This is a genomic window from Mangrovibacterium marinum, assembly GCF_003046625.1.
Taxonomy (GTDB): Bacteria; Bacteroidota; Bacteroidia; order Bacteroidales; family Prolixibacteraceae; genus Mangrovibacterium; species Mangrovibacterium marinum.
The window spans coordinates 13,705-39,517 of record NZ_QAAD01000029.1 but is presented as its reverse complement, the minus strand read 5'-3'; the positions used below and the strand labels follow the sequence as shown (position 1 = coordinate 39,517).

General features: G+C 46.4%; 26 protein-coding genes. 11 read left to right on the top strand and 15 right to left on the bottom strand.

Annotated elements, in window-relative coordinates; translation table 11 throughout:
* Positions 1 to 201, top strand: a 201-nt coding sequence (locus C8N47_RS18885) for a hypothetical protein (protein WP_211316201.1), incomplete at its 5' end; no start/stop codon positions are given.
* A 985-nt stretch (positions 202 to 1,186) separates the two neighbouring features.
* Here C8N47_RS18885 and C8N47_RS17280 read toward each other — a convergent pair.
* The 4 genes from C8N47_RS17280 to C8N47_RS17265 form a co-directional block, all read right to left on the bottom strand.
* The gene (locus tag C8N47_RS17280; RefSeq protein ID WP_107823831.1) at positions 1,187 to 2,062 is read right to left on the bottom strand and encodes a DUF3078 domain-containing protein; all 876 of its coding nucleotides are present in this window, start codon (positions 2,060 to 2,062) and stop codon (positions 1,187 to 1,189) included.
* Positions 2,063 to 2,068: 6 nt separating this feature from the next.
* A complete protein-coding gene (locus C8N47_RS17275; protein ID WP_107823825.1) occupies positions 2,069 to 2,881 on the bottom strand; it encodes a mechanosensitive ion channel family protein in 813 nt (270 codons plus the stop codon).
* Positions 2,882 to 3,023: 142 nt separating this feature from the next.
* Positions 3,024 to 3,260, bottom strand: coding sequence for an acyl carrier protein (locus tag C8N47_RS17270; RefSeq protein ID WP_107823824.1), 237 nt, complete (start codon positions 3,258 to 3,260; stop codon positions 3,024 to 3,026).
* A 244-nt stretch (positions 3,261 to 3,504) separates the two neighbouring features.
* Entirely contained in the window at positions 3,505 to 4,059 is a 555-nt protein-coding gene (locus tag C8N47_RS17265) for a GNAT family N-acetyltransferase (protein WP_107823823.1), read from the bottom strand.
* Positions 4,060 to 4,241: 182 nt separating this feature from the next.
* Here C8N47_RS17265 and C8N47_RS17260 point away from each other — a divergent pair, with 182 nt between their 5' ends.
* The 4 genes from C8N47_RS17260 to pheS all read left to right on the top strand — a co-directional run bounded on the left by C8N47_RS17260 (position 4,242) and on the right by pheS (position 8,297).
* The gene (locus tag C8N47_RS17260; RefSeq protein ID WP_211316200.1) at positions 4,242 to 5,075 is read left to right on the top strand and encodes a peptidylprolyl isomerase; all 834 of its coding nucleotides are present in this window, start codon (positions 4,242 to 4,244) and stop codon (positions 5,073 to 5,075) included.
* A complete protein-coding gene (locus tag C8N47_RS17255) occupies positions 5,072 to 5,884 on the top strand; it encodes a peptidylprolyl isomerase (RefSeq protein ID WP_107823821.1) in 813 nt (270 codons plus the stop codon). Before C8N47_RS17260 ends, C8N47_RS17255 begins: the two co-directional genes overlap by 4 nt.
* Before the next feature lie 2 nt (positions 5,885 to 5,886).
* Entirely contained in the window at positions 5,887 to 7,209 is a 1,323-nt protein-coding gene (locus tag C8N47_RS17250) for a peptidylprolyl isomerase (protein ID WP_107823820.1), read from the top strand.
* A 68-nt stretch (positions 7,210 to 7,277) separates the two neighbouring features.
* On the top strand, positions 7,278 to 8,297 hold the full coding sequence (gene pheS / locus C8N47_RS17245) for a phenylalanine--tRNA ligase subunit alpha (RefSeq protein WP_107823819.1): 1,020 nt from the start codon (positions 7,278 to 7,280) through the stop codon (positions 8,295 to 8,297).
* Between the two features lie 819 nt (positions 8,298 to 9,116).
* Here pheS and C8N47_RS17235 read toward each other — a convergent pair.
* Positions 9,117 to 9,767, bottom strand: coding sequence for an HAD hydrolase-like protein (locus tag C8N47_RS17235; protein ID WP_107823817.1), 651 nt, complete (start codon positions 9,765 to 9,767; stop codon positions 9,117 to 9,119).
* A 179-nt stretch (positions 9,768 to 9,946) separates the two neighbouring features.
* On the opposite strand from C8N47_RS17235, the gene C8N47_RS17230 reads away from it, so the two are divergent.
* The 4 genes from C8N47_RS17230 (at position 9,947) to C8N47_RS18710 (ending at position 12,945) form a co-directional block, all read left to right on the top strand.
* On the top strand, positions 9,947 to 10,924 hold the full coding sequence (locus C8N47_RS17230; RefSeq protein WP_107823816.1) for a phosphotransferase: 978 nt from the start codon (positions 9,947 to 9,949) through the stop codon (positions 10,922 to 10,924).
* A gap of 12 nt (positions 10,925 to 10,936) precedes the next feature.
* Positions 10,937 to 11,821: a 3'(2'),5'-bisphosphate nucleotidase CysQ family protein gene (locus C8N47_RS17225; protein ID WP_107823815.1), complete on the top strand. Its 885-nt coding sequence runs from the start codon at positions 10,937 to 10,939 to the stop codon at positions 11,819 to 11,821.
* Between the two features lie 96 nt (positions 11,822 to 11,917).
* Complete coding sequence (locus tag C8N47_RS17220; RefSeq protein ID WP_107823814.1) at positions 11,918 to 12,151, top strand: hypothetical protein; 234 nt, start codon at positions 11,918 to 11,920, stop codon at positions 12,149 to 12,151.
* Between the two features lie 302 nt (positions 12,152 to 12,453).
* A complete protein-coding gene (locus tag C8N47_RS18710; protein ID WP_146161562.1) occupies positions 12,454 to 12,945 on the top strand; it encodes a hypothetical protein in 492 nt (163 codons plus the stop codon).
* A 6-nt stretch (positions 12,946 to 12,951) separates the two neighbouring features.
* Here C8N47_RS18710 and cbiB read toward each other — a convergent pair whose 3' ends face one another.
* The 3 genes from cbiB to cobT (C8N47_RS17195) form a co-directional block, all read right to left on the bottom strand.
* A complete protein-coding gene (cbiB, locus tag C8N47_RS17210; RefSeq protein ID WP_107823830.1) occupies positions 12,952 to 13,878 on the bottom strand; it encodes an adenosylcobinamide-phosphate synthase CbiB in 927 nt (308 codons plus the stop codon).
* A gap of 74 nt (positions 13,879 to 13,952) precedes the next feature.
* Positions 13,953 to 15,431 carry a cobyric acid synthase gene (locus C8N47_RS17205; protein WP_107823812.1) on the bottom strand — a complete coding sequence of 493 codons (1,479 nt, stop codon included), beginning with the start codon at positions 15,429 to 15,431 and terminating at the stop codon, positions 13,953 to 13,955.
* Positions 15,432 to 16,100: 669 nt separating this feature from the next.
* On the bottom strand, positions 16,101 to 17,174 hold the full coding sequence (cobT, locus tag C8N47_RS17195) for a nicotinate-nucleotide--dimethylbenzimidazole phosphoribosyltransferase (RefSeq protein ID WP_107823829.1): 1,074 nt from the start codon (positions 17,172 to 17,174) through the stop codon (positions 16,101 to 16,103).
* A gap of 450 nt (positions 17,175 to 17,624) precedes the next feature.
* On the opposite strand from cobT (C8N47_RS17195), the gene C8N47_RS17190 reads away from it, so the two are divergent.
* Both C8N47_RS17190 and C8N47_RS17185 read left to right on the top strand, forming a co-directional pair.
* Positions 17,625 to 18,083 carry a helix-turn-helix domain-containing protein gene (locus C8N47_RS17190; protein WP_107823810.1) on the top strand — a complete coding sequence of 153 codons (459 nt, stop codon included), beginning with the start codon at positions 17,625 to 17,627 and terminating at the stop codon, positions 18,081 to 18,083.
* A gap of 100 nt (positions 18,084 to 18,183) precedes the next feature.
* Positions 18,184 to 18,441, top strand: a complete 258-nt coding sequence (locus C8N47_RS17185; protein ID WP_107823809.1) for a hypothetical protein — start codon at positions 18,184 to 18,186, stop codon at positions 18,439 to 18,441.
* Between the two features lie 457 nt (positions 18,442 to 18,898).
* On the opposite strand, the gene cobC is transcribed toward C8N47_RS17185, so the two are convergent.
* From cobC to C8N47_RS17150, 7 genes are all read right to left on the bottom strand, one after another.
* A complete protein-coding gene (gene cobC / locus C8N47_RS17180; protein WP_107823808.1) occupies positions 18,899 to 19,432 on the bottom strand; it encodes an alpha-ribazole phosphatase in 534 nt (177 codons plus the stop codon).
* 127 nt (positions 19,433 to 19,559) lie between these two features.
* Positions 19,560 to 20,012, bottom strand: coding sequence for an IS200/IS605 family transposase (tnpA, locus tag C8N47_RS17175; RefSeq protein ID WP_107823807.1), 453 nt, complete (start codon positions 20,010 to 20,012; stop codon positions 19,560 to 19,562).
* Positions 20,013 to 20,239: 227 nt separating this feature from the next.
* Positions 20,240 to 21,007, bottom strand: a complete 768-nt coding sequence (locus C8N47_RS17170; protein ID WP_107823806.1) for an adenosylcobinamide-GDP ribazoletransferase — start codon at positions 21,005 to 21,007, stop codon at positions 20,240 to 20,242.
* A gap of 248 nt (positions 21,008 to 21,255) precedes the next feature.
* A complete protein-coding gene (cobT, locus tag C8N47_RS17165) occupies positions 21,256 to 22,260 on the bottom strand; it encodes a nicotinate-nucleotide--dimethylbenzimidazole phosphoribosyltransferase (protein ID WP_211316199.1) in 1,005 nt (334 codons plus the stop codon).
* Positions 22,261 to 22,421: 161 nt separating this feature from the next.
* The gene (gene cobU, locus C8N47_RS17160; protein ID WP_107823828.1) at positions 22,422 to 22,931 is read right to left on the bottom strand and encodes a bifunctional adenosylcobinamide kinase/adenosylcobinamide-phosphate guanylyltransferase; all 510 of its coding nucleotides are present in this window, start codon (positions 22,929 to 22,931) and stop codon (positions 22,422 to 22,424) included.
* A gap of 203 nt (positions 22,932 to 23,134) precedes the next feature.
* A complete protein-coding gene (locus tag C8N47_RS17155; protein WP_107823804.1) occupies positions 23,135 to 23,530 on the bottom strand; it encodes a DUF4430 domain-containing protein in 396 nt (131 codons plus the stop codon).
* Positions 23,531 to 23,642: 112 nt separating this feature from the next.
* Positions 23,643 to 25,763, bottom strand: coding sequence for a TonB-dependent receptor plug domain-containing protein (locus C8N47_RS17150; protein ID WP_170111436.1), 2,121 nt, complete (start codon positions 25,761 to 25,763; stop codon positions 23,643 to 23,645).
* Between the last annotated feature and the right edge of the window lie 50 nt (positions 25,764 to 25,813).

The following is a 25,813-nucleotide window of genomic DNA, read 5'->3' as shown; positions in this document are numbered from 1 at the left end:
CTTTTCCAAATTCTTTTTAAAGATTTTTTCAAAACTCTCAAATCCTCTAAAACCCTCACAGAACGCGGCTTCCGATTGCTTCGGCTTGTGTGCCGTTGTTTCTCAAAAGCGGGTGCAAATATAGAGACTATTTTCTGCTTTGCAACACCTGCTGTGAAGTTTTTTCGACCTTTTTCAAGGCCAAAACAACCAACAAGCTGATAACAGCCGCGTTAACTTCTCAAAAATATTTCACCATGCATGAAAGCGCAAACCAGCACTGCGCTGAAATATCGCATATAGGCCTGCATTCGGCTAATGCCCCGCTTGGAAATTCGGACAACAGAGGACGGATCACACACAAAAGTTAGGTCTAATTTAAAAGTGGGCTTCCTTGCAAAGGAAACAAAGAACGACATCAACACTGCATTACTGGAGTTAATAGCACAACATCAAAAAAGCGACCAACGATCCTATAATGCTATATAAAATCGATAATCGTCATACACCGACAGATGTCGCCAGAACCAGATCAACTGAATGGTGTAATAATATAGCGTTATCCTGTTTAAATACATATACGGATTTGAGTAGAACAATCGAAATACATCACGATACCAATTATCACATTATATTACTGGAAGAAGCACGAAGGCAGCTCCGGAACTATTCGATACCAAAAAACCTTCATGATTCCGGGGAATCACCAACAGGTATGAAAGGTTACTATTATACGACGACGCTGTTGTCGTTGTTTTCAACAGTTGTCGGGTTGTCATTCCACATCTAATTAAAACCAGTTATTGACATTATGCCTCAGTGTCTTTGCATGGTAGACTTTCAGAAATAAAGGACTTCTGACGACAATCCGGAAGTGTGGTTAACGTGGGTTCTTGCTGTAGCGCTTATGCGTAGGACCCAAATTAGACTCTGATCCGTTATCGGAGAGCGATTCAACAAAGCGAACCAAAAAGAAAGCCGACAGGATTCTGCCGGCTTGGAATTCTTGTGCGCTTAAGATATAGAATAATAAAAGAGAAAAATACGAAATTGCAGCAGATGAAGAGTCGGCTGCAACCGTTTAACAAAGTTACGCCGTGCACACGATACAAGTCAACACTCAAGGTTCGATTTCGGATAAATAAGCACTTTTACTGATCAAACTACCATTTTCACCCCACGAGTACCTCATTTCGTCGATCGAAGATCAGAATTTTACATTTAATCCAACTCCGAAAAGTTCTTTAAACTGTACACGTGGCCCGTCAACAGTGCCATCATTATCGACATCAATCTTGATATCGTTATCGTAAATCATATTCGTGATTAACTTGGCCGACATAAAACTGTTGACTTTCATGTTAATCGTCACATCCCAGTTAACATCCATATTTTGGGGCTGATCCAGATAGTTGGAGAAAACATCAAACTTCGACTCCAGCGAAACATTCTTAACCAGCTCATACTTCAGGGTTGTCTTCAGAAAGGCACCCAATTCCCAGCGGCTTTTTGCCCCTTCGTCAACACCAAAAGCACCGGCCTCCGATAAAGCATCATCGGTTACCAGGGTCATCTTACCAGTCAGCGGAGATAAAAAAAGCGAAAAATGCTCATTGGGCTTGTAGTCCATCCCCAACGCCATCGTAATATAAGCTGGTGCTAAGAAACGCGAGATGACGGGCCTTTCTTCGATCTTATAATCATAGCCATCGGTAAACTGCGAACGAAAGCTTAGCAGAGCCGAATAGAAGAACTTCCCGGAGGCCTTGTAGCCAAATTTCGAGCTAAAGTCGATTTTATCGTCCGATTTCAGCACCTTGGCGTCTTCTTCTTTTAAAAGGCCATAGCCCAGGTCGAGTGTATTTTCCCAGCTCACGTTATCCTTCTGATAGTTTCCGTAAAGATTTACCAGGAACGTACCAGAGGCCGAACTTTTACCCCCGGCAACCCAGTTTGACAGGGATACCTGACTGAAATTTACCGAGGCAGAGCCGCCGGTTTTCCACACTTTTACGGAATCAACCGGTGCCTGTGCCGCCACCAACAGGGGCAACAAACAGGCAACAACAAGTAATTTCTTCATCGGCATTTATTTTTCGAGATGAACATCCAACTGCGGGAAAGGAATATGCAAACCGTGCTTGTCGAACTCCTTGTATACTTTCTCATTCATATCGAAGAAAACCCCCCAATAATCGGACGATTTTGCCCAAACACGTACGGTAATATTGACCGAGCTATCAGCCAAAGCTCCCAGCACGATGAAAGGCTCCGGTGTTTTAAAGATGCGTTCGTCCTGAGCAATCAACTTCAGCAACAAAGCTTTGGCATCGTCATAATTATCGCCATAGGCAATGCCAAACGAAAAGTCGACCCGGCGTCGTTCTTCGGTGGAGAAATTCACCAGCGATCCGGTTGACAAACCACCATTAGGGATCAAGATGGTTTTATTATCAGGGGTTTTCAATACGGTAATAAAAATCTGTATTTCGGATACGGTTCCCATATAACCCTGCGCCTCAATGAAATCACCAACCTTAAAGGGTTTAAATATCAAGATCATAACACCGCCGGCGAAATTCTGCAAGGTCCCTGACAGCGCCATACCGACAGCCAAACCGGCAGCACCCAAAATCGCTATAAACGAAGTCATCTGTATGCCAACCATGCTGATGACAGTAATGACTAGCATAATCTTCAGCAAGATGCCTGTCAAACTGTTGATGAAGCCCCGCAACGACGGATCAACCTCTTTTTTCTCCATCACTCGGGCGAAAGCCTTTACAATTAGATTGATGATCCACAAGCCAACGACTAAGGCAATAATAGCAGCCACAACTTTCAGGCCGTAGGTCATTATGAGCTCTTTAATCTTGTCGGTGTAATTTTCCAAAACTTCCATAATGTATAAATTAAATTGATTGAATGTTTAGTGCTCTAACAAATGTACACTATTTCGGTTCTGGAATGCAACTTACAAAAACGAAAAAAGGAATATTTCCTTCGAAAATATTCCTTTTGAACTAACTAAACTAAATATACCCCTAGGCTATATTCTCTAATAACTCGAGCGAATCCTTGACCTGGCGGAGATTTCTCGCCTGATCATCTTTAATACTGACATTCAAGGTTTCTTCCATATAGAAAAGAAACACGTTCCAGTCCAGTTGATCGAAATTCAGGTCTTCCTGAAAAGATGCATCCAATTCAATCGCATCCCTGGCAACTCCTGTCTTTCGAAGCACCTTGTAAAGCGTTCTTCTTGCAGTCTTATTTTCCATTGTTCTCTTTTTTCGCAATAACCGCCTGGCTATGAACGGTTATCTAATTCGATTCAAAATTAAAAAATCGAACAAAAAATTAAACCGTTCTAACTTTTATTTCTCCGAACCGTACCAACACAGCTAAAAACGTTATCATCAATTAGTCACAAAACAAAAAACAAAACAATCAATTCTGTTGTCTTTAAACGCCACAAGCAAACACACCTCTATTTTCTATATCGAAAACGAGCAATATGGTATTTCACAATTTATTCATTGGTCTGCATTCATTCTTTAACAAACTGTAAACTTCCAGGTCGATAAAGCGATTTTCATGCTTTTCGCCAGCTCGTTCAACTCCTTCGAAGGTAAAGCCCAAACGCTTGGGAATTGCTGAACTTTTCTCATTTCCGACACCACATTTAATCTGAATACGATTCAATTTCATGACACTAAAAAGAAAGTCAACCAGATTTTTGACACATTTGGTCATGATGCCTTTTCCGGTCATACTCTCAACAAGCCAATAGCCGATCTCGGTTTTCAAATTCAGATAATCGGTATCCTTCAAGCCGACTAAGCCCGCAAAACGCTGATTAAACCAGATTACAAAAACTTCATCTCTACGATCGCCGGACTGATTTAGAATTGACCGGATAAAAGCCTCGGTATCCTCCTGCGATTGGGTTTGCTGAACAAAAGGCAACCAGGGCGACAAAAATTCGCGATTCGAATCAATTGCATGAAACATCTGAAAAGCGTGTGAATATTTAATTTTCTCCAGACGAAGCTGATCGTTTACTCTGATTTCGTGCATAGCTATTTCGATTTTAACAAATGTAATTCTTTTGAAACAGGAAGCTTCGGCGAATCCTCTCGGGTTGTAATTTTTTCAGGCTTACAGAATAACTATATTTGTGAGAACAGATAAAAACATCATTTGTCAAGCTCTTTTCTGTTCGACAACAAGCGTTTAATGATAATTTTTCAAACCCGTAAATGAATCAGACAATGACCAAAGCATACAGCATCATACTGCTACTCTGCTTGCTGGTGCACAGCTCCTGTTCGAGCAACAAACCAGCGAATAAAGCAACAACCGTTGAAATCGATACCGACTACGGAAAAATGACCTTCCGCCTGTACAACGAAACCCCGCAACACCGCGACAACTTTATCAAACTGGCCCAGGATGGTTTTTACGACGGCCTGCTGTTCCACCGGGTCATCAATGAGTTTATGATCCAGGGTGGCGATCCGAAATCGAAAGATGCTGCTCCGGGGCAGCGTTTAGGAAACGGCGATCCGGGTTATACCATTCCGGCTGAAATAAAACCCGATTTTTTCCATAAAAAAGGAGCCCTGGCGGCCGCCCGACAAGGCGATGCTCAAAATCCCGAAAAAAGATCGTCGGGATCGCAATTTTACATTGTGCAGGGAGAGTTGCTTACGCCGGGAGCACTGGATTCGCTCGAGATGCAGATGAACAGCAAACGAGCCAGTCAGATCAACCAGCAAATCTTCCGCCAGCATCAGGCAGAGCTGAATAAACTAATGAAAGAAGGCCTTCAGGATAGCTTGAACATCCGCCTGGCCGAGCTGAAAGAACTGGCCAACGAACAGCTGGCCAAAACCGAACCTTATCAAATTTCGGAAGAAAAACGAGCCATATACACCACCCAGGGAGGCTACCCGTCACTCGATGGAGCTTACACCGTTTTTGGTGAGATGATTGACGGCTTTGAGGTGCTCGATAAAATTGCCGCAGTAAAGACAGATCGGTTTAATCGTCCGGAACAAGACCTAAAAATGACGGTAAAGATTCTGAAATGAAATATTTCCTTTTAGCACTTAGCTTATTAGTTTTCAACGCCGTTAACGCCCAGAGCCAGGTTGATCATATCGTTGAAATACAGACCAACCTGGGTACTATGCGCTTCAAACTATACAACGATACGCCCAAACACCGCGATGCCTTTATGCAGCTGGCACGCGAAGGCTATTATAATGAAACACTGTTTTACCGGGTAATCGAGAACTTCCTGATCCAGGGCGGATCACGATCATCGCGCAATGCCCCACCGGGCAAGCGCATCGGCTACGGAGACCCCGATCACACGGTGGATGATGAAATTGTTCCCGGGCATATTCACAAAAAAGGAGCGCTGTGCGCGCCCCGCCAACCCGACGAGGTGAATCCGTTTAAGCAATCGGATATTTCGCAGTTTTACATTATCGAAGGGCAGGTATTTACCGAGGGACAGCTGGACACAATGGAAATGGCTGTGAACCGTCCCATCCGCAAGAAAGTGATCAAGGAGGTTTATACCCCCGAAATAAAAGCGCAACTGAAACAACTGAAAGCGGAAAACAAGGTGGCTGAGTTTCGCGAAATTGCAGAAAAAGTAAAGGCCGATATCGAGGCTAAGATGAAGCTGGATCCAAAAACTCTTGTGTTTACGGATCAGCAGCGTAAAGCTTACACCACCGTTGGCGGCTATCCCGACCTGGATGGCAAGTACACCATTTTCGGGGAGTGTATTTCCGGCTTCGATGTGATTGACAAAATCTCGAAACTGAAAACCGACACAAACAACCGCCCCTACACCGATGTGATGATAACCGTGAAAATCATTCAATAAATATGCTGAAAAAGTACAGCTTCATCCTGCTTGTTAGTCTGCTGGCATCCTGCTCATCGAGCCCAAAGAAACCCACGGAACAAGCGGCTAAAGAGACCACCGAAACACAAGCAAAAACGCCATTCAATTACCTCGACTATGTTCCTGCCATTGTAAAACTGGAGAGCTTCGACCACGCACGATTTCTGGAAAGTGAAACGGCCTTTTTCGTCGACAGCAATCTTATTGTTAGCCGGCTAAGCCCACTGATTGAAGCCAACACCGCTTTGATCAGCCCCTGGAACCAGGACAAAAAATATGAGATTGACGGCTTTGTGGCCATCGACCGAATTAACGACCTGGTGATTTTAAAAACTTCAGCGATCAGCCGCCCCGCCATTCCCCTGGCAGCGCAGGTTATTCCCATCGATCAAAAAACGATTTACCTGACCAGGCCACAGGGCAACACGCTCCCCTTACACAAAGGCAGCGTGAAAAAACATGGCAACATTGGCGGAGCCATGCGCTACCAGCTTACCAACCAGTTTCGATCCAAAAGCTATGGTACTCCGGTCTTTTCGGGCGAAAAATGCATTGGCCTGGGCTATGCCGATGTCATTGAATACGAAAACCAAAACCTGGCGATCCCTTCAAACTTAATTGTCGACCTGCTTCGTAAAGCCAGTACGAATCCGCAGCCATTGGATCAACTCAAATCGTCGACCGACAAGGCCACCAGCGAAGCCAACAAACGGATTAAAGGCTTGCTGATTGAAACAGATCTGGGCAATATTAAAATCCGCCTATACAACCAGACGCCCGAATACCGGGACAATTTCATCGCTCTGGTCAACGAAAATTACTACGACAGCCTGCTCATCCACCGGGTCATCAAGGGATTTTGCATCCAGAGCGGAGCTGCCGACACGCGCTACGCCGGCAAAAACGACGTGGTAGGCTGGAAAGGCCCCGGCTATACGCTACCGGCACATATCGTTCCCGGATTATATCACAAACGGGGCGTGATTGGTTCGCCCCGGAAACCGGATCGCGGTAACAGCAAACGACGCTCCGACGGCTCGCAATTCTACATTGTTACCGGACGCACTTATTCCGATTCGGAGCTCGACGACATCACCAAAGAAACAGGCTACCAGTTCACGGCCGAACAACGGCGGGTGTACAAAACAGTTGGCGGCGCGCCACACATCGACGGTACCTACACCATCTTCGGCGAAGTAAGCCAAGGAATGGACATTGCCGACAAAATCAACGCCCTGCCTGTCGACAGCGACTATCGGCCCCGGAAAGATATCCGCATCCGGCGCATCCGCATTTTAAAATAACCAGGCAATCGTTTAATTATTCGAACTTCAATAATTATATTTGCGCCTTCATTCAACAGCATACGAAGATGTTAGAAAAAATTAAAGAGTTAAGAGAAGAACTTGAGCAAATTAGCGCTTCAGCGAAGCAGGAAGTCGAAGAGCTTCGCATTAAATACATCAGTAAAAAAGGCTTGATCAGTCAGTTGTTTGCCGACTTTAAAAACGTAGAAGCTGACCAAAAAAAGGCTGTTGGACAAGCGATAAACGAACTGAAAGAATTTGCACTCAATAAAATAAACGAACTGAAAGAAAGCTTTGAAGCCGCAGAAAATGCCGGTGGCCAAACCGACCTGACCATGCCGGCCGAGCCTTTGCGCGTTGGTTCACGCCATCCGCTTTCGATCGTTCGCAACGAAATCATCGATATTTTTGCTCGCCTGGGATTTACCGTTGCCGAGGGCCCCGAAATTGAGGACGACTGGCACGTGTTCTCGGCCCTGAACTTCCCGCCCGAGCACCCGGCCCGCGATATGCAGGATACCTTTTTCATAGAGAAAGATCCCGACGTTTTGCTGCGTACCCACACCTCGAGCGTTCAGGTTCGGGTGATGGAAAAAACACAGCCGCCAATCCGCGCTATTTTCCCGGGACGCGTATTCCGCAACGAAGCAATCTCGGCTCGTGCGCACTGTATTTTCCACCAAGTTGAAGGTTTATATGTTGACGAAAACGTATCGTTTGCCGACCTGAAACAAACCCTGCTGTACTTCTCGCGCGAGTTGTTTGGCGAAAAAACCGAAATTCGCCTGCGCCCTTCTTACTTCCCCTTCACCGAGCCATCGGCCGAAATGGATGTGAGCTGCTCAATTTGCGGCGGTAAAGGTTGCAACGTGTGTAAATACACCGGCTGGCTCGAAATTCTGGGCTGCGGCATGGTTGACCCGAATGTGCTGGAGCTGTGCGGAATTGACTCGAAAAAATACAGCGGCTTCGCCTTCGGAATGGGAATTGAACGGATTACCATGCTGAAATACGGCATCAAAGACATTCGCCATTTCTTCGAAAACGATGTTCGCTTCCTGCGCCAGTTCGAATCGACCATCTAACAACAACGACATCATCCGTTACCACGATATCATGCAGGATTGCTTCGGCTTTCCTGCATTTTTTTTGAAAGTCTACCACGCAAAGACACTGAGGCGCAATGCCAATAACTGGTTTTAATTAGATGAGGGATGACAACCCGACAACTGTTGAAAACAACGACAACAGTATAATTGAAAAGATCCTAACCTTTCATTCCTGTTGGTGACTCCCGGGAATCATGAAGGTTTTTTGGGGAGCGATGCGGTTTTCAACCGCGTCAAAAAACAGGATAAAGAAAATGAAGTATGAACGCAACCAGGAATTAGAATCTAATTAGATTTGTAAACCAGTAAATGAAAAACATTTATATCCTACCAAATAAAGTATAAATCTGTCAAGCTATTTTAGGAAAAGATCTGGGACTTTTCACACTAAACTGGGCGTAAAAAGCCGTTCCTGCATCATTCTTTGCTTTCCAGCGGCATCAAATCCCGTCCTGTATGGTTTTTCCTCGTCCTGCGTAGTTTTTTCCCGTCCTGTGTAAAAAAAACGCATCCTGCTTACATTTTGTCACTCCTGTAGCACAGGGCTGACAAAAAGCGCACAGGAAAGCAAAAAACAACACAGGAACACAAAACTTTGCACAGGGAATCAAAAAATCGCACAGGAGCGCTAAAAACTCCACAGGAAGACTCATTTCTACACAGGACTGCCGAAAAACGCCCTGAATACCCCAAAACTGCACAGGAAACAAACTCCGCGAGGCAGCATCTGTTTCAACCTCGCCCAAAACGATCAAAATTGAATGATGACTGCGCCAAACGCCCTGGAAGCATCGGTTAGCCCAGCAAAATCTCGGTCAGGTCATCCACTTCTTCGGCAAAATAATCCGGATCCAGTTCCTGAAGATCTCCGTTCAATCCAAAGCCGTAGCCCACAGCAATGGTCGTAATTTCATTCGCCTTTCCGCCGACAACATCAAACTTTGTATCGCCGATCATGGCAATGCGGTGCGATGGCTCCAGGCGGTTGCGATCCATTAAATTGGTGATTAACTCGGCTTTGGTTTGCAGTGCGGCGCCCTCCGAACCTTCGGTATCGTCGAAGTAGCGCTCCAGCTCGAAATGGCGCAAAATAGCAGGCAAAAATACGGCCTGTTTCGAAGTGGCAATGTAAAGCTTCGCGCCGTCAGCCAGCAAGGCTTCCAGCAGCAGTTGAATGCCGGGATAAACATGCCCTTCGTACATTCCTTTTTCACCATAATATTCCCGAAAAAGGCGCGAACTAATTTCAACCTGCCGATCGTTAAACCCCAGGATATTCCGCATTCCCTGCTGCACCGGCGGGCCAATCAGCGAATCAATCAGCTCCTCTGCCGGCAAATCCAGGCCCATCTCACCAAGCACAAAGCGCAGCGCATTCAGCAAACCCGGCTTGGAGTCAACCAGCGTTCCGTCCAAATCGAAAATAAGATGTGAAAAATTGGCCATTGCTCATTTATTTACCCTACAAAGAAAACACAATTCGCTGCATTTATTCTTCGGCGGGCACTAAAGCCTCGTAACATTAAGAAGTTTTAAATATGAAAGGGGCATCAGATCGCCAATAAGCGGAAGGTAAATCGAAATATTACCTTTACCACTCCAGGAAATCAAAACGATTCTTTTTCATGAATAAACAGTTTCTCGAAACCATCATAAAAGCAACGCAAGCCAAGGACGTCAGCAAGCCGGAAACCATCCAAAACCTGTGGAGTGGTTACGGAAAAATTATCCGCTATCAGCTGATTGGTGCTTCAGTTCCCTCGGTGGTGGTCAAGCATGTGCGCCTGCTCGATGGTGCCGGCAACCCGCGTGGCTGGAACAGCAACCTGTCGCACCAGCGTAAGTTGAAATCGTACCAGGTTGAAAGCTATTTTTACGAACATTACAGCGCCCTGTGCGACGACAACTGCCGCATTCCGTATTGCCTGGCAATGGATAGCCAAGGCGAAGAGGTCTTGCTGGTGCTCGAAGATCTGGACCCGGCCGGCTTCCCCAAACGAAAAGACCGGCTCAACTGGGACGAAATGGTAATTTGCCTGCGGTGGCTGGCCAATTTTCATGCGACCTTCCTGAACCAACAGCCCGAGGGTTTGTGGAAATCGGGAACTTACTGGCACCTGGAAACCCGCCCCGACGAGCTGGAAGTTCTCAACGACAAAGCCCTGAAACAGGCAGCTTCGGCCATTGATGGCCGCCTGAACGCATCACCCTTCCAAACCTTTGTGCATGGCGATGCCAAGTTGGCCAACTTCTGTTTTTCGCCCGATGGCAAGCAGGTCGCAGCAGTCGACTTTCAATATGTTGGCGGTGGCTGCGGCATGAAAGATGTGGCCTATTTCGTTGGAAGTTGTTTGTACGAAGAAGATTGCGAACAACTGGAAAGCCGGATTCTGAATACTTACTTTGAAGCACTCGAAGAGGCTCTGATCAGACACGAAAAGCAAATTGATTTTATAGCCTTGCACAACGATTGGCGGGGCTTATACCACACCGCCTGGGCCGATTTTCACCGTTTCCTGAAAGGTTGGAGCCCCGGCCACTGGAAGATAAACAGCTACAGCGAGCGTGTTTGCCGCGAAGTTATTGCCGAATTAAAAAATTAAAAATAGACCACCATGCAATTAACCGATCACGATTTGCAGATGCTGCGCGAAGCAGCCACTTCGGCAGCCCTGAAAGCCGGTAGACTAATTTCGACCTACACCACGAAAGACCTCACCGTAAAGCACAAAGGAACCGGCGACTCGCTGGCCTCGGACGTGGTTACCGAAGTTGATGTGATGGCACAGGAACTTATTCTGAAGATGCTCAAAAAAGTGACGAAGATTTACGACCTGGGAACCTTGGGCGAAGAAAGCCCCGACAACCACGAACGCTTTGAAAAAGACTATTTCTGGGCCATCGACCCCATCGACGGAACGCTGCCCTTTATCAACCGCGAGCATGGTTATTCAACCTCTATCGCCTTGGTTTCGAAAGAAGGCGAACCGGTTATCGGCGTTATTTTCGACCCCATGAGCGGCAACCTGTATTATGCGGTGAAAGGCCAGGGTGCCTTTTTCTGCGGCCTGCCGTGGAAGGTTGAAGAACAAACCAATGCACCATTGGCTTTCATGAACGGCAAAAGCATGCTGACTTATCCGTTAAAAGACGCCATTTTGAGCGAGATGGAAGCGGTAAGCCAAAAGCTGGGCTACCAAGGAATGACCACTCACTTTCAGGGCGGAGCAGCACTGATTGCCTGCTGGGTGCTCGAAAAAGCGCCGGCCTGCTACTTCTATTTACCAAAGAAAATTGAAGGTGGTGGCAGCATTTGGGATTTCGCGGCCAGTGCCTGCATTTTCCGGGAAGCCGGTGCCTGGATCAGCGACATTCACGGCAACCCACTCGACCTGAACCGTGCCGATTCAACCTTTATGAACCACCGTGGTGTGATTTACGCCACCAGCGAAAAACTGGCCCGGGAGATTATTGAAGTTGGAAAGAAGTTGATGGAGTAACGAGAGATGAGAGATGAGATAGAATCATCCCCGAGAGGCTAAAATCAAAAATATTTCATCGAATATCTACTTTCAGTTTAAATCTTTACATTTGTATTGATTCCTAATCAACAATGGCATGAAAAAATCAGTAAAAAAAGAATCGTTACTTTCTTTAACTCTGATACCCCATTAACAAGTAAACGAGTAAAAATTATTTTGGCAAACTCTAAAGATTCTGAGAAACTTGCCAACGCTGTAAGAAAACGAAGATTTGCTTCTGCTACAGATTCTTCTTTTGAAATTACCGAAGAAACCAAGCTTGCCTTAGAAATTCTTAATGCAGAATAATGAACATTGCCCTGTCGACAATAATTCTTTTTGTATTATTGCTTCCGGGCATTTTTTATCGACGTTTCTATTACTCGGCCGAATTTTCTCACGAATATTTTAAAGAAACTTTCTTTAGCATTTTTATTTCTACAATTATACCATCTCTCATATTTCAAACTATATGGTATTTTGCAGCTCCCATTTTCGGCTATAAAGTCGATCTTAAGGTATTTTTCGACATACTAACCAATACCCCACACCCTGATTCAGTTCAAAAAATTGAGATCTTTTCGCTTCAAATCCTCCTTTATAATCTGACGATGTATACAGCTGCATTGTCGATTGGTTATCTATCTCGAAAAATCGTTCGATATTTTAAACTCGATCGAAAATATAAAATACTCAGATTCAAGAATGAATGGCATTACCTATTAAAAGGTGAGATTTTCGATTTTCCAGATGCTGAATTTGATTTGATGACCGATTCCGTTGAAGATATTGAATTTGTTTTTGTGGATGTAATTATTGAATTAGGCGGCTCTACTATACTTTATGACGGAGTTCTCGTCGACTATTCGTTAAGTAAAGATGGAGGTATAGAAAGTATCACTCTAAAAAATGTTCAACGCAGAGCATTAACTGATGACTGTGAAATTAAAAAAGACGGTTCAAAAAAGTCAAATGCCACAAAATACTACCCGATAGACGGACATTTGCTTCTATTTAAATACGAGGAGATCAAAAATCTGAATTTCACTTACTACAAGCTTCTTAGATCTCAACAAGGATTATATCCCAAGTTAGTTGAATAGAAACGATCAAATACACGTCAAATACACCGCCACAATCCCGCCAACCATCACCACAGCCGTTGCGGTATTCACATAAGCCGCCATCCAAAAATCGCGGGTGGTGATTTGCTTTTGATGATGGCCGATGTAGGGCTTCTCGACCATCTTCCCATGATAAACATTCGGCCCTCCGAAGCGGCATTTCAGGATTCCGGCCAAAGCCGATTCCGGATAACCGGCATTGGGGCTGGCATGTTGATGTCCGTAGCGGAAAATATGTGTCAGGCCACTCCAACTCAGACTCACCAAAACCATCAGCAAAGCTGTCAGGCGGGCAGGAATGAGGTTGAGCAAATCATCCAATCGGGCGGCAAAGCAGCCGTAGCTTTTAAAGCGCTCGCTTTTGTAGGCAATCATCGAGTCGAGGGTGCTGGCCATTTTGAAAGCGAAAAGCCCCGGAACGCCGCCTAGAGCATAAAAAAACAGGGGCGCGATTACTCCGTCGCTGAGGTTTTCGGCCATGGTTTCGAGCACTGCCGTGCGGATTTGCTGCTCATTGAGCTTCGTGGTATCGCGACCAACAATGTAGCTCAGTTGCTTGCGGCCGGCTTCCAGTCCGTCGCGCTGCAAGGCCCGGATCACCAGCCACGATTCGTAAATCAAGCTTCGATTGGCCAGGCCAAAGAAGACACCTGCCGATGCTATCATCAGGTAAATGGTCGGAAAGCTCTTCAACCATCCGAACAAAAGAAACAGCAACAACCAAGTACCGCCAACCAACAAGACAGATGTCAGTGCACCTTTCAATTTGCGGTGATTTCCTTGGTTAAAGCGCTTTTCGAACCAGGCAATCAGCCAGCCAAACAAGCGGATCGGGTGCGGCAACCATCGCGGATCGCCCAACAGGCAGTCCACTGCAAAACCAATTAGTAAAGGAAGTATGAGGAGTTCCATTGAGCTTTCTGTTATTGAGGGCTTCACTGATTGAGGGTTTCACTTAAAGTGAAGCCCTCAATTGGGCAATCTTTTTATTCTTCTATTTGCATCACCGAGTACACGTAATCCATATCCACATAGGCACGAACATGATCGGCGAGTTTATTGTACTGTTCTTCTTTAAATTTGGCGTAATCGAATTCGGTCACTTCAGCCTTCAGCTGGTTCGCCTTCAGCATTTCTTCAACTACCGCTTTATTGTCGAGAATGCCGTGCAGATAGCTTCCCCACAGTTTCGGCGATACCCGGCAACCGTCGGTACCACCGTCATTCAGGGCACATAAAGGTTCGCCACCTTTCAGGTCAGTTGTTCCCATGTGGATCTCGTAGCCCGAGCAATCTTCCTCGCGACCTGCAAATTTGAAGGCAGTTTGCACCGTGCGTTTGTCTTTAGTGAGCGTTGTGACAACCGGCAACAAACCGAGTCCCGGAATGGCCTCAATCTCGCCTTCGACATGGTGCGGATCGCGAATTTCTTCGCCCAAAATCTGGTAACCACCGCAGATACCGTAAACGCCTTTGCCCGCTTCGGCAGCCTGCAGAATCGCTTTCGCCAGGCCACGTTCACGCAGGTACATCAGGTCGGAAATGGTGTTCTTCGAGCCCGGCACCAACACCAGATCTGCCTTGGCAATCTCGGCCGGGTTGGCCGAGTAATACAGGTTGACATCGGGCATGCGCTCCAGCATGTTGAAGTCGGTGAAGTTGCTCATGTGCCGCAGCAAAACCACCGCCACATTCACCTTGCCGTCATCTTTCACACTGCCGCGCTTGTAGTCGATCACCACGCTGTCTTCCTGCTCAATGTGGATGTCGCTGAAATAGGGAACCACGCCAATCACCGGAACACCGGTCAGCTCCTCCAGCATCTTACGGCCATCATGAAACAAGGCAATATCGCCCCGGAACTTGTTGATGAGAATGCCTTTGATGAGTTTCCGTTCGGCCTCGGGCAACAGTTTGATGGTGCCGTAAACACTGCCAAACACACCACCGCGGTCGATGTCGGCCACCAGGATGGTTGGCGCACCCGTGGCCAGCGAAATGCGCATGTTGGTAATATCCTTATCCCACAGGTTGACCTCGGAGATGCTCCCGGCGCCTTCCATCACAATGGGGTTATACTTTTCATCCAGCGAGCGCCAGGCTTTCATGGCCTCGTCGAACAGAAACTGGCGGTCGGTTTTCAGGAAATATTCCTGTGCCGACTGGTCGCCCAGCGGTTTGCCGTTCAACACGACCTGCGACTTGGTGTGGCTAGTCGGTTTCAACAGGATCGGGTTCATGGCACTAAGGCAGGGAATGCCGCAGGCCTCGGCTTGTACCGCCTGTGCCCGTCCCAACTCCAGACCTTCGGCACTGGCAAAGGAGTTGAGCGACATATTCTGCGCCTTAAAGGGCGCGGGCTGGTAGCCGTCCTGCTTGAAGATGCGGCAAAAGGCAGCGTTAATCACCGACTTGCCCACATCGGAGCCGGTGCCAACAAACATGATGGGTTTGAGTTTATTCATTGTTTCTAGTTCCACGTTATATATTTCAAGTTTCAAACAGACCTGAGTATTGGTACTGCATGAAACTCATTACATTTTCACCCCTAAATCCCCTAAAGGGGACTTGGCTTCAGCTTTTCAAATCAATACTGATGCACTTTGCAATGCAGTCCTTGTTTGGTTCTCCCTTCAGAGAGTCAGAGGGTGAAAACAAGGACGAGCAAACGGCGTCTCGGTGTTCTTTTTTAACCACAGAGAACACGGAGTATGCCACAGAGTTTCACTGAGTAGTCTTGAGTATTAAAAGAAAACTCGTGTCACAATATCCGCTATTTTTTGTACAACAACTATTGACCATCAATGACTATCAACGACTGTCATCCAATACTCCTGCTTCCGTATATTTCACCCCTAAATCCCCTAAAGGGACTTGGCTTCAGCTTTTCAAATCAATATTAGCGCGCCCTGCAATGCAGTCCTTGTTTGGTTCTCCCTTCAGGGAGTCAGAGGGTGAAAACAAGGACGTGCAAACGGCGTTTCAGTTACTTTCTCTTTAACCACAGAGGACACGGAGGTCGGCACAGAGTTTCTCGGAGTCCGATCAATTATTGACCAACAATGACAACTGAATGACCATCCCTGACCTCTTCCAACTGAACACTGCGACTGAGCACTGCAACTAATCACTGATCACTTCTCCGCCTCTTCTTCAAACCGAATATGGCTGGTGTTCACCACCTGCGCCTCCTCGAACGAAGTCATCTCCGAAAGTACCGCCACGGCGCCTTGCATCATCGGGAAAGCCAGCGCTGCGCCGGTTCCTTCACCCAGGCGAAGGCCAAAAGCCAGCACCGGATCAGCCTTCATATATTCCAGCATTTTGTGGTGCCCCTGCTCGTCCGACACATGTGCAAACACGGCGTAGTCGAGCACCTTGCGGTTCAGTTCCGATGCCACCAGCATGCCGGCGGTGGTAATGAACCCATCGACCAGGATGACCATGCGGCGGGCGGCTGCTTCGAACATTCCACCGGCAATTGTGGCGATTTCGAGACCACCAAAGCACGCCAGGTTTTCCAGCACATTTTCCGACACGCCATGCTTCGCAATGGCCTGCTCAATCACGCGGCCTTTGTGCGATACACCATCTTTATCCAAGCCCGCGCCCGGGCCAACGCAGTCCTTCACCGGAAGCTTACAAATGATGGACATCAGCGCCGAAGCGGGCGTTGTGTTGCCAATGCCCATCTCGCCAAAACCGATGATGTTAGTGCCTTCGTCGTTGAACTTTGCCACAATGCGGCGCCCGTTGTTAAAGGCCTGCATGCACTCGTCCATCGTCATGGCCGGCTCGTACAAAAAGTTGCGCGTGCCTTTGCGAACCTTCGCATCGATCAGTTTCGGGTGCGGTGCGAAATCGAAATTCACCCCGGCATCCACCACGTGCAGGTCCATGCCATACACGCGCGACAACAGCCCGATGCCGCCACCGCCTTGCAGGAAGTTGAGCACCTGTTGCCAGGTAATTTCAACCGGGCAAGGGCTCACCCCCTCGGCACAAATCAGGTGGTCCGATGCCACGGTCAACATCACCGGTTTTCGCAATTCCGGTGTCAGTGTATTTTGAATGAGCGCCACCTGCATGGCCAGCGACTCCAGGCGGCCAAGCGATCCTACCGGCTTGGCTTTGTTGTCGAGCTTATGCTGAATGCCCTCGCGTAATCCCTCGTCAATTCCGGGGATTTCAAATTCGTTTTGTTGCATTTGGTTTTTGTTGATTTTCGGGGAAGGAAACGCCTCGTGCTCCAATCGTGCGGCGCCCCTCCGAAAGTGCGCCCAAAGATAAGTTTTTCAGGTCGAAAAAGACCGGAAACACAAGGAGAATCGAGCCGAATTAAGGGGATTTAACAAGCGCGAAAAAACAGACGCAACATCATCTTATTCACCCCAAAAAGAAAAACGGTAGATTAGTCCACGCAGATGCTATAATTTTATCATTTTGTGCTTTTTGATAAAATTATCAGTTCTAAATTTTATCACTTGGTACACTTTCCTAAAATAATGAGTTGTTTATTTTACCACCTTGTACACTTTTCTAAAATTAGGAGCCCATAACTTTAGGAACGTGTTCATTTTTATAAAATATGAATTGAAAAACTATAAGAAACAGTACCATATTCTAAAATATCGGCCTAACTTGAAGGGAAAAAAACAATGAGCTCAATCGAATACCACCCCATCACTCCGGCAAACGTATACTCGGGGCTTATAGAGACCACTGAAGACTCCGGCCATCGCCATTCCGGGATCATTGTAAACCATCAGCCTTCGGGCAACAGCTACATGGACTTGTTTGCAGAACAGGTTCGCAAATACGGGAAACGAAGTTCGAAATGGTATGCCAAACAGATGAACGCCGATCCCCGCCAGTTTGACGGTGCCATTCGGTGCATGTCGGGAATGAGTGCCCACGATTGGATTTGCGAATATTTGCGTTTAGTAGCCTGCGATTTAATGGAACAAACGGATTGGAGCTTCAAAGAAGTCGGTCAGAAGCTAGGTATGTCGTCGAGTAGTTTCAGCCAGTTTTTCAGGGCCTATCAACAGATGCAACCGTGGGAATACCGCAGCCTGAAAAAACATGGCCGCAAGAGCAACTATTTCTATGGATAGCCTGCTGACGCGCTTATTTTCAGAAAAATATACCGGAGATTAGTCCACAAAAGCGACAGAACTATGCTACCTTTAACGGGAAAACTAAAAACAAGCCGTTATGAAACAATTCATCCGCATTGTTGCCGGCATTCTAACCGGTTGTTTACCCATTATCGGAGCCAGCATGTTCAGCATTTTGATTTATACCGAGCTGCAATCGTTCGTTGGGATTATCATTGCATTGGTGTTGTTTTTAGGCGCTGTTTGGTTTGGGGTGATTGTCTTCAAAGCCATTTACCGGCAAGGTTTTTTGAAGTTTATGACGCCGGTGTTTTCCGTCAGCGATTGGGAAAAACCGGATGAAGAGGAGAAATAGTCGCAGTCACAGTCGCAGTCGCAGTGATCAGTCACAGTCACAGTCGCAGTCGCAGTTCGCCGGGGTCATTTGTGGTCAATAGTTGTGCACAAAAAATGACAGAGATTGTCTCTCTTTCCCAACTCACGACTCAAGACTACTCCGTGAAACTCTGTGCCGAACTCGGTGTCCTCTGTGGTTAAAAAGAAAGTAACTGAAACGCCGTTCGCTCGTCCTTGTTTCGACCCTCTAACTCCCTGAAGGGAGAACCAAACAAGGACTGCATTGCAAAGTGCATCAATATTGATTTGAAAAGCTGAAGCCAAGTCCCCTTCAGGGGATTTAGGGGTAAAATATACGGAAGCAAGAATATTGGATGACGGGTTGTTGTAGTGATTGATGGTCAATAATTGTGCACAAAAAAGATGGATATTATCTCTCTTTCCCAACTCAAGACTCAAGACTCACGTCTCAAGTCTCAAGTCTCAAATTCCACAACCTCACCGTAATTCACTTTATTCTGAAAAGCATCCTCGGGCTTTGTGCCGTTTAGCAGGCAATGCAGCGCCCGGATGATGCCGCCATGCGTAACCACCGCAACACGCTTGTAACCGGTTAATTTCAGGTCTTTCAAAAAGTCGGCCGTCCGGTTTATCTGATCGCGAAAGCACTCGCCTTGGGGAGTTCGCACATCAACAAAATCAGCGAACCAGGCCTGCGCCTCGGCCGTGTGGTCCATGTCGTCCCACTTTTGCATTTCCCAGCGGCCAAAATTCAGCTCCATCAGGCGCTCATCAAACAAAATGGTTTCACGTGGAAACAAATCTTCGGCCAATCGGCGGCAACGGCTCAGCGAGCTGCAATACACCGCATCAAACTGATACCAATCGGTTTGCGTCTTTACAGCGGCCATTTCTTCCGTATAAGTGGAAGCCAGCGGAACATCGGTTTGCCCGTAGCAAACACCCGCTGGCACATCAACCCGGGTATGGCGAATGGTGGTAATGATCATTGATAAATGCTATAAGTATTATCTAATTAAAATGACGCAATAAGGCTCAACTATGATTTGACAAACCTTATTCAACGTAGCCCACCTTAGTAGAAACACAATGTGAGAATTCCGTAACCTTATTCGCTTATTCTTCTCCATCTCGTTTATGAATGGTCTTCTGATAATGCCTGATAAACTCTTCGTACTCTTCGGCAAATGTGTGTGTCCGGTGATGTTCAGGCTGATTTAAGATATACTTACATACCCGGTCGATGTGACTTTTTGATACCGAAAAGGCTGAACAACTTTGCTGCCATTCAAATCGTCCGGCCAGCAATTTGCTTTCCCGAATAAACCGCTCCGAACTTTCTGCTATAACTGTAATCAATCGTTGCTCTGAGATTGCCGGAGAACGAGATATCAGAAAATGGACATGCTCGGGATTCGCATATATCGCATAAAGCTGAGAGTCGTTATTATTGACGATACCTGTGATATATTTTTCGATCCGTTCTCTGGACGACTCCTTAATTAAAGGTTGGCGGTGCAAGCATGTCAACACAAAATGCGTGTAAAGATTGTTGTATTCTATTTTCATAAGGCAGGTGAAATGTGTTTCTTAAAGTTAACAGATTCACCATTCAATTTCAATAAGCTAATAAGGTTAACAAACTTGGTACTAATTTTTCTACTAAGGTTGTTTACTGAAGAATAAGGTTGAAGAAAAAAGACCGTAGTCCCCATCTGCATTAATCCTCCTTAGTAAAACAACTCCAACGCTATGATTTTTAATCTTATTACTTATAAAAAAACACACCCGAAAAATTACAGCAGCCCGAAGTGGACCACACCCAGCAAACACAGATAAAACAGCAGCTCGATCAACTGCTGCAGGGCACCCAGGCCGTCGCCGGTGTAGCCGCCAATTTTGCGCTCGCTGTATTTTTTAAAGCGAAGGGTGGCCAGCAAGGCTAAGGGCAGGGCAACAGCCATAAGCTGCCACGGTAGAAAAACCGTGGGGATCAAGGCGAAGAAGATGGCGATTATCAGGTCGCTGCGTTTTCCTTTCTTGCCAATAGGCTTGCTTTTGCTGGTCTCGTCGTCGCGCGAATACCAGCTGGTAAAGATGATCAATACCGGCATCAGGCGGCTAAACGCATGAGCAGCAACCATCGCCAGGGGAATCACACCAACCGGCATAGACTGAAGGGCCAGAAACTTGGTTCCCAGCATGCCCACTAAGCCAACCGAACCGTAGGTGCCGATGCGGCTGTCCTTCATGATGGTGAGGATTTTCTCGCGGGTGTAGCCGCCGCCAAAACCATCGCAGAAATCGGCAAAGCCATCCTCGTGAAACGCTCCGGTGACGAAAATCGTAGCAAGCATACTCAGGAACACACTCACCTGCAATGGTAAAATTTGCATCAAACCATAAAAAACAGCAGCCCCTACTCCACCGACAATCCAGCCAATGAACGGGAAATACCGCGTTGCCCTGTTCAGGCGTTCCGGCGAGTATTCCAGGCTTGCCGGCACCGGAATGCGCGTGTAAAACATGATAGCTGTTAAGAGGAGCTGAAATTGCTTTTTCATCGGTATCGTTACTTTGGGGTTGCTTAAGGCTGTCCAAAAAGTCGATAAGAAGAAACTCAGACTTACAAATTGAAAGCTCTAGCTGATTTTACCCCTCCAAACCTCCCCTAAAGGGGCGGCTTAAAGTCCCCTTCAGGGGATTTAGGGGTCATGTAGCTTGAACGGACTTACAATTTGATAGCATTGAAAAAACTCTTCAGACTTTTTAGACAGCCTCTAACCTTTGCCTTTTAACTTTTGCCTTCTATTTATTCTTTATTGGAAACGCCGGCGTCTTCAAAACTCGACATTTCGTTCAGGAAGGTAACGGCCGATTTAATTACCGGATAAGCTACCGCTGCGCCGGATCCTTCGCCTAAACGCATGCCCATCGACAGCACAGGCTGGGCCTCCAGGTGTTTCAGAATCAGCTGGTGCCCCTGCTCTTCCGAGGCATGGCAAAAGATGCAGTTGTCGCGCACCGAGCCGTCGAACTGAATAGCTGTTAAGGTAGCTGCCGTAGTGATGAATCCATCGACCAAAATGACCATGCTTTGCTTTTTAGCTTCCAGGATAGCGCCGGTCATCATGGCAATTTCGAGGCCTCCAAAAGTGGCCAGGGTCTCTTCCACTGTTTGCGGATTATACTTTTCGGCAACCTTCTTCAATACTGATATTTTATAATCAAGTTGATCGCCCACCATGCCCGTACCACGTCCGGTACATTGTTCAACCGGCAGGTTCAGAAAGCGGTGCATCAACAGCGACGAGGCCGACGTATTCCCGATTCCCATTTCACCAAAACCAATCACATTGCTGCCAGCTGCCGCCTCGGCCTTCACCAGTTCGGCCCCGTGATTCATGGCTTCGCGGCATTGTTCGGGAGTCATGGCCGGCTCTTCGAGCATATTCTTTGTACCCATGGCAACCTTGCAGTCTACTACCGGCAGCTCCTTCGGAAAATAAAAGTCCACACCAGCGTCGACCACTTTCAGGCTGATGCCGTTTTGTTTGCAGAACACGTTGATTGCCGCACCACCGGCGCAGAAGTTCATCACCATTTGCCAGGTTACTTCCTTGGGGTAAGGGCTCACTCCGGCATCGGCCAGGCCATGGTCGCCGGCAAAAACCAACATCGCCGGGCTTTTCAACTCGGGTGTCAAGCTGTTCTGAATGGAACCAATTTGCAAGGCAATCTGTTCCAGCTGACCCAAAGCACCGGTCGGCTTTGTTTTCAGGTCAATTTTGTGTTGAAGCTGAGATTTAATATTCATTTTCGATTTATCTATTTACAATTTACGATTTGAAAGAAGTGAGACTTGAGTCATGAGTAGAAAAACCCGCAGTTTCAAATCCACTACATGATTTTTTCGTCAAGAAGACACGAGATTTGTGTAAAAAAAGCGCTGTCTCATCACTCACGACTCATTACTCGCTACTTTATCTTCACCGGAATACCGGAAACCAACAGGTAAACAGCATCAGCTCCTTTGGCAATGTGCTGGTTCATCCAGCCCTGCAAGTCGGCAAATTTGCGTGCCACCTCATGCTCGGGGTGAACACCCATGCCCAGCTCGTTGGTCACCACAATCAGCTCCATATCCTGCTGAATAAACAGTTTCCATTCGGCTTTGGCGGCTTCCAGCGCTTCATCAAGTTTATATTCGCTATCGTGGAAAAAGTTCGTCAGCCACAAGGTCACACAGTCCATCAGCACCACTTTGCCGCTGAAATCATGTTTCGAGAGCTGCTTTTCTTCTTCCACATTTACCCAACGTTCATCGCGGTCGGCCTGGTGGCGCTTCACCCGCTGCGCAAAGTCTTCATCCCATATCCGGGCGGTTGCCAGGTACACTGGCCGCTCGCTTTTCGCCTCGGCCATTTGCTGGGCAAAGCTGCTTTTGCCCGATCGGGCACCTCCGGTTACCAATGTAATTTTTGCCATTCCTTGAGTTCCAAATTTCGAGTTTAATGTTCCAAAAATAGACATGAGTCGTGAGACATGAGAAAAAAAACTCAATACTCAAGACTTTCTTTTTTACCACAGAGTACTCCGAGTTCGTCACAGAGTTTCACCGAATGTTCTGTAAATGACAAGAAACAATCCGGAAATGCTTTCCTTCACTGAGCACTGCAACTGATCACTGCTTACTTTTTCTTAGGCCCGTCAACCGTGCAGGAGCAAACGTCCTTCACGTAGCGCCAGCTAATGGTATCTCCGGCTTTTACGATCTGGCTGATGGCCAGTTTCGGCTTTTGGCCGTTGACGGTGTAATACCAGGCCATTTGGCCACGCACACCAGTCACCTCGTTAATTGAAGTTACAAAGACGTATTCATTGACCGGATGAGTTTTCACATCGGCGGCGTGTTGCAAGGCTTCCAGAGCTGTCATTGCTTTCGGACATTCAACCTGAATTGTCTCTGCCGCTTTCTGATCGCCGTAATTAATCTCAACTGTTATAAATTTACCTTTTGCTGCAAAGCCTGCCACGCTGACAACCAGCAGTAACATCAGGCTTAAAAAGAATTTCGTCAGTTTCATTCGAGTTTTATTTTGGTTTCTGTATGAAACTAGAATACTACCCCCAGGGAAGATGAGGGTAGTATTCGTTCAAACATTAATTATTATCTGATGGGAATAGTACATGTCGCTGTTAGAATGCATATCCTAATTTAACTGAGAAACTACGTCCCGGCATATTATATCCATCTTTTTCGGTATAGTTCTCATCCAAAAGGTTCAGTACCGATCCTTGCACATTAAAGCCATTTTTAAAGTTGTAACCTAATGTGTAGTCGAAAATTAAATAGCTTGGATGGTGAATAATCTTATCCGATGCTTCGTAGTCTTTCCGAGTATAATAATTGTCCGCTGAATAAGCAGGACGTAATACCGCAAAGCGATCCGATTCCAAACGAGATCCGAGAAATCTGGCGTTTAATCGACTTATCAGTCCTTTGTAGCTATCGTAGAACAAACCGAAACTACCTGTTGTCTTGCTCACATACTGCATATCCTTTTTCAAGGTATTACCATTATCTTCAATCTGTAATTCCGATTTAAACATGAATGTCCAGTTTGAATACAGCTCCAATTTATAGTTCTGATCGGCCAATTTTCCAAAGTCGACTGAAGACATCAATTCCAAACCAGACATTCTGGCTTTGTCAGCATTCATATAAGTTGTTTCACCTGATTCCAACGTGGTCTCTGCAATTTTATCTTTATGATAGGTCGTGAAATAAGTCAGGTCGATATTGAAAGCCTGTTTCAAGGCATTGTATTTGAATCCGAAGTCTACCGTTTTTGATTTTTCGGGTTTCAGATCCGGATTCCCCACGTACGAAGCAACCCAGGTATAGTCCCAATCCGGAAAGTATTCAGAAACTTCGTATTGACCGGCTACTTTATAAGCATCGGGAACGAAAAAAGCCGATCCGGCAGAAGCATGGAAACGTAAGTTCTCAGCCAAATGCAACTGCAAACCAAGGTTTGGATTCACGGTGTTGTAGTTTTCATCCGCCTTCACCGAGTTCAAATCTTCATTCGCATCCAATTCGTATTTAAAGTGATCGTAACGAAGGCCGAAGTTCCAGTCCAAGATTCCTTTCGAGTAGGTTAACTGACCGAATACCGCGGTATTTAAATTCCGGTTATCCGGTTTGTACGGAGCAGCAGGTGTTGTCGCATCCGAATAACGTTCCGAGTGGTAGTCGTAGGTTTTATAATCCACACCAGCGGTTGCTTTAAACCGGCCGAAAGTCATCATATCCTGAAACTGGAAGCCATATTCACGCACACGGCTTTCAAAGCTTATAAATCCTTCGGAAGTGTTGTCCGAATAGTTCGGATCTTTTTCCTGTGTAAAATAAGGACTTAACAGAAATGAACTTTTCCCTGTTTTATAGGCTACGTCGGTATATAAATTCAAACGGCGAACGTCTTTCATCGCTTGTCCGTAGCTTCCCCAGTAGTTTCCCGGCGACCCTATTTTATTGCCATAAGTGTAAGCTGCATTGACATTGGCAGACCATTTTTCTCCAAATTTTCCGTTCACTCCTGCATTAACCGCATTCAACTCATATTGGGAGTTTTCCATACGGTCGCCATACGAGTTCTTATCCAAAAGCAATTGATCGCTTTCGGACAGATGCAGAAAGTTATGGTCCCCGATTTTGTAGTCTTTTCCGCTCTTCTTGTGCGAGAAACCGGCATTGAAATTAATCCCTTCGGTAAGTGCTCCGGTTACAAAAACATCGGCTGTTTGCGTTTCAAAACTACCATATCCGACCGAGGCATTTCCGGTCCAGTCTCCCTGCCCTTGCTTGGTGATAATATTGACAACGCCGGCCATGGCGTCGGATCCATAAATTGCGGAATATGGGCCTTTTACAATCTCAACACGCTCCACATTGTTCAGATTCACAGCCGCCAGGTTGGTCGTCCCTGCTGGTTTGCCATCAATCAGGATCAACGTATAGCTGCGTGATACTGCACTTGGCGAAAAACCGCGCATACTAATGGTAGCGTTCACTCCGGGGTATTGAATCAGGTCGATATTGCTGTATTGCTTCAAGACCTCGACCAGGCTCTGTTGATTCCCGGTTTTAATTTCATCCTCACCGATAATTTCAATTTTTTGTGGAATGTTTTTTAGTTTAACATCCAGTATTGACGCCTTCACGACCACTTCATCAACATTCAGCGTATCGATAACTTCAGCATTCACATGATTGAAGGCCCAAAAGGCAGCCGACGCTAAAACCAATCTCAAAGAAAATCTCAATTTGTTTGTTTTCATTAAAAATAAAGTATGGTTAAACA

Coding starts and splice junctions, on each gene's coding strand:
- C8N47_RS17280 (WP_107823831.1), bottom strand. CDS start 2,062: ATGAAGAAATTACTTGTTGTTGCCTGTTTGTTGCCCCTGTTGGTGGCG.
- C8N47_RS17275 (WP_107823825.1), bottom strand. CDS start 2,881: ATGGAAGTTTTGGAAAATTACACCGACAAGATTAAAGAGCTCATAATG.
- C8N47_RS17270 (WP_107823824.1), bottom strand. CDS start 3,260: ATGGAAAATAAGACTGCAAGAAGAACGCTTTACAAGGTGCTTCGAAAG.
- C8N47_RS17265 (WP_107823823.1), bottom strand. CDS start 4,059: ATGCACGAAATCAGAGTAAACGATCAGCTTCGTCTGGAGAAAATTAAA.
- C8N47_RS17260 (WP_211316200.1), top strand. CDS start 4,242: ATGAATCAGACAATGACCAAAGCATACAGCATCATACTGCTACTCTGC.
- C8N47_RS17255 (WP_107823821.1), top strand. CDS start 5,072: ATGAAATATTTCCTTTTAGCACTTAGCTTATTAGTTTTCAACGCCGTT.
- C8N47_RS17250 (WP_107823820.1), top strand. CDS start 5,887: ATGCTGAAAAAGTACAGCTTCATCCTGCTTGTTAGTCTGCTGGCATCC.
- pheS (WP_107823819.1), top strand. CDS start 7,278: ATGTTAGAAAAAATTAAAGAGTTAAGAGAAGAACTTGAGCAAATTAGC.
- C8N47_RS17235 (WP_107823817.1), bottom strand. CDS start 9,767: ATGGCCAATTTTTCACATCTTATTTTCGATTTGGACGGAACGCTGGTT.
- C8N47_RS17230 (WP_107823816.1), top strand. CDS start 9,947: ATGAATAAACAGTTTCTCGAAACCATCATAAAAGCAACGCAAGCCAAG.
- C8N47_RS17225 (WP_107823815.1), top strand. CDS start 10,937: ATGCAATTAACCGATCACGATTTGCAGATGCTGCGCGAAGCAGCCACT.
- C8N47_RS18710 (WP_146161562.1), top strand. CDS start 12,454: ATGTATACAGCTGCATTGTCGATTGGTTATCTATCTCGAAAAATCGTT.
- cbiB (WP_107823830.1), bottom strand. CDS start 13,878: ATGGAACTCCTCATACTTCCTTTACTAATTGGTTTTGCAGTGGACTGC.
- C8N47_RS17205 (WP_107823812.1), bottom strand. CDS start 15,431: ATGAATAAACTCAAACCCATCATGTTTGTTGGCACCGGCTCCGATGTG.
- cobT (WP_107823829.1), bottom strand. CDS start 17,174: ATGCAACAAAACGAATTTGAAATCCCCGGAATTGACGAGGGATTACGC.
- C8N47_RS17190 (WP_107823810.1), top strand. CDS start 17,625: ATGAGCTCAATCGAATACCACCCCATCACTCCGGCAAACGTATACTCG.
- C8N47_RS17185 (WP_107823809.1), top strand. CDS start 18,184: ATGAAACAATTCATCCGCATTGTTGCCGGCATTCTAACCGGTTGTTTA.
- cobC (WP_107823808.1), bottom strand. CDS start 19,432: ATGATCATTACCACCATTCGCCATACCCGGGTTGATGTGCCAGCGGGT.
- tnpA (WP_107823807.1), bottom strand. CDS start 20,012: ATGAAAATAGAATACAACAATCTTTACACGCATTTTGTGTTGACATGC.
- C8N47_RS17170 (WP_107823806.1), bottom strand. CDS start 21,007: ATGAAAAAGCAATTTCAGCTCCTCTTAACAGCTATCATGTTTTACACG.
- cobT (WP_211316199.1), bottom strand. CDS start 22,260: ATGAATATTAAATCTCAGCTTCAACACAAAATTGACCTGAAAACAAAG.
- cobU (WP_107823828.1), bottom strand. CDS start 22,931: ATGGCAAAAATTACATTGGTAACCGGAGGTGCCCGATCGGGCAAAAGC.
- C8N47_RS17155 (WP_107823804.1), bottom strand. CDS start 23,530: ATGAAACTGACGAAATTCTTTTTAAGCCTGATGTTACTGCTGGTTGTC.